The sequence below is a fragment of the Pseudanabaena sp. 'Roaring Creek' genome (genome assembly GCF_001402795.1).
In the GTDB taxonomy this organism is placed as follows: domain Bacteria; phylum Cyanobacteriota; class Cyanobacteriia; order Pseudanabaenales; family Pseudanabaenaceae; genus Pseudanabaena.
In genome coordinates, this window is the sequence record NZ_LIRE01000320.1 from 1 (window position 1) to 2,428 (window position 2,428).

Below are 2,428 nucleotides of genomic sequence, written 5' to 3' on the forward strand. Positions count from 1 at the left end.
GAGTTCGAGTTTGCGGGCTTCGATTTTCGCAATGTCCAGCACATCGTTAATTAAGGTCAACAGATGGGAACCGCATTGGTGAATTATATTGACTCCTTGGTTGACTTTTTCGGGAAGGGAGTCCATCCTTCCCAAAATCTGGGCATAGCCTAGAATTCCATTCAAAGGCGTGCGGAGCTCGTGGCTCATATTGGCAAGGAATTCACTTTTGGCTTGATTGGCGTTATCTGCGGCTTGTTTGGCGGCTTGTAGTTCCATTTCTGTAACTTTGCGATCGCTAATATCAGTATGGGAACCTACTAATCTTAGGGGCTGACCCATCCCATCCCACGCCACTACCTTTGCCCGAGACAAAATCCAACGATATCCACCATCCCTGTGGCGCATCCGAAATTCTAAGTTATAGGTAGAAGTTATGCCATTTAGGTGCGCATGGATACCTGCATAGGCTGATACTAAGTCTTCGGGATGTGTCAGATCTTCCCAAGTACTAAGCTTGTTGACCAATTCATCATCAGCGTAGCCCAGCATTAGTTTCCACTGCGGAGAAAAATAGACTTGATTGGTATCAAGATACCAATCCCAAATACCGTCATTGACGCTCTGCATTGTTAACTGGAAGCGCTCTTCACTGATTCTAAGAGCCTCCGTGCGTTCTTCTACCCGATCTTCGAGGTCGGCATTGACTTTTTCTAGGGCACGGAAGGAATCTTGTAACTGGTTAGCCATGAGATTAAAAGAGTTTCCCAGCTCTCCTAATTCGTCCGAGCGATTAATTGTCACCACCTGTTCCCATTGTCCTTCCGAGAGAAGTTTGGAAGCTCGGCTTAATAGCAGAATAGGCTGCGTAATCCAACGGGATAGGAAATAGGAAGCGGACAGACCAATAGTAAGAACCACAATAGTTAAGGCAAGGGCTAGTTTTAGTTGATCGTTGAGCGCATCCTGTACAGATTCTAAGGATAAATAAACCATTGCTGCACCTCGGACATTGCCTTCGGTATCGGGCAGGGGGGCGACAACTTTAAGAAACTTACCATCGATCTGACTGAAAATCTGATTGCTAGCGATCGCGTTCTGAAGGCTGGATAAATCCGTTACCCCTAGATCTAGAGTTGCATCGGAATCTGTCGATTTTGCGATGCGATCGGCCGCCAGCACTTTCAGCTTAGAATCTACCACCCAAATTGCGCGGACATTTTCTCCCTTGAGGAGATGATTGACTAGGGGCTTGATCCCGACTTTTTGGCGAATACTCTCTAGAAGTTGTGCGTTATAGCCCACTTGCACGATCCGAGGTTTGTCGATGCCTGCCACCGCAACATACTTGAAAATTTGATTGTCCACCTCACGTCGTCGCGCTTCTTGTACCACGGTCTTTTTGCTGCCTTGGAGGATTTGCCAAAAGATGTGAGCCTGCGGCTGTTTTTGGGGATCGGGGCTAAAGGTGAAATCAACACCAGTATTGGTGAGGTAGGCTTTCCCCTTTTCGTCGGTAATCCAAAACTCATCTAGGACGCTCGCCTTGACGATCGCCTTCAGCCGATTGTTTATTTGCTCTGGACTTAGCCCACTAGCCTCCGCAATCCCCACGAGATGAGCCGTAATGGTTGCCGAAACAATCATCTGATCCTCAAGGATTTTCTCGACATCTTGGGGGATTTTCTCAACTACCCCAGCACTGAGCGCCAACACCTGAGCAATACGAACCCCTTCTGCTTGGGTGCGCTCCAAGAGCGATCGCCTTGCCGTCCAAGTCAGCAGGGCAATGGTTGGGAGTAGGGCGATTAACAGTAAACTCGATACCGTAATTAGAATTTGCTTTTGTAGAGAAGCTTTGGAATTTAGTAAGTGTCTGAAGTTTAAATTGGAAGGTTGATTCGGCTGCATAAATAATTAGTCCATGAGTTGAGATTTAGCCGAGGAATGCGATTTTATCAAGAAAATGAATTACTTAATTTGGTAAATAGCTAAGCATCAGTAAATTTAAAACATAGAGGGATATACCGTCTGTATAGCAGAAGGTAAGTTCTCTGTTTTTGTTTTTTAATTATGCTGAACTGCTTAATAAAGTAATTTATAAAAATTATTCACAAAAACATAGTTTTGAAAGGGTAATTTATGAACTATTTTTAGGCTCGTGTGTTAGATATTGCTGTATTATCTGCTCAATTCTCTCTGATTGAAATTCTTTGGCTAGCTTTAGGAGTTCTTGTGTAAAAGGTTGATAGCGAGAGTCCCTTTGGGCAATTTCCTTCGCCACTTGCGTCATTTTTCTCAGTAACCCATCTTCTACTAACTCTAATAAAGTTTGTAAATCCGCAGGATCGGGAGCGATTACTTCTAGCTGGTCATCCTTAGCCTGTGTTGCCGATTCTTCATAATTCCAAGTGAGTTGGAGATGGGTGGCTAAAGCATTGAATAAATC

At 44.6% G+C, this 2,428-nt stretch carries 1 protein-coding gene and 1 pseudogene; both read right to left on the minus strand.

Annotated features, from left to right (window positions below; all coding sequences use genetic code 11):
* A partial coding sequence (locus AC805_RS10915; RefSeq protein WP_156341383.1) for a PAS domain-containing protein occupies positions 1 to 1,890 on the minus strand: 1,890 nt, incomplete at its 3' end.
* 229 nt (positions 1,891 to 2,119) lie between these two features.
* Positions 2,120 to 2,428 (minus strand): annotated as a pseudogene (locus AC805_RS26220) (hybrid sensor histidine kinase/response regulator); the annotation flags it as partial.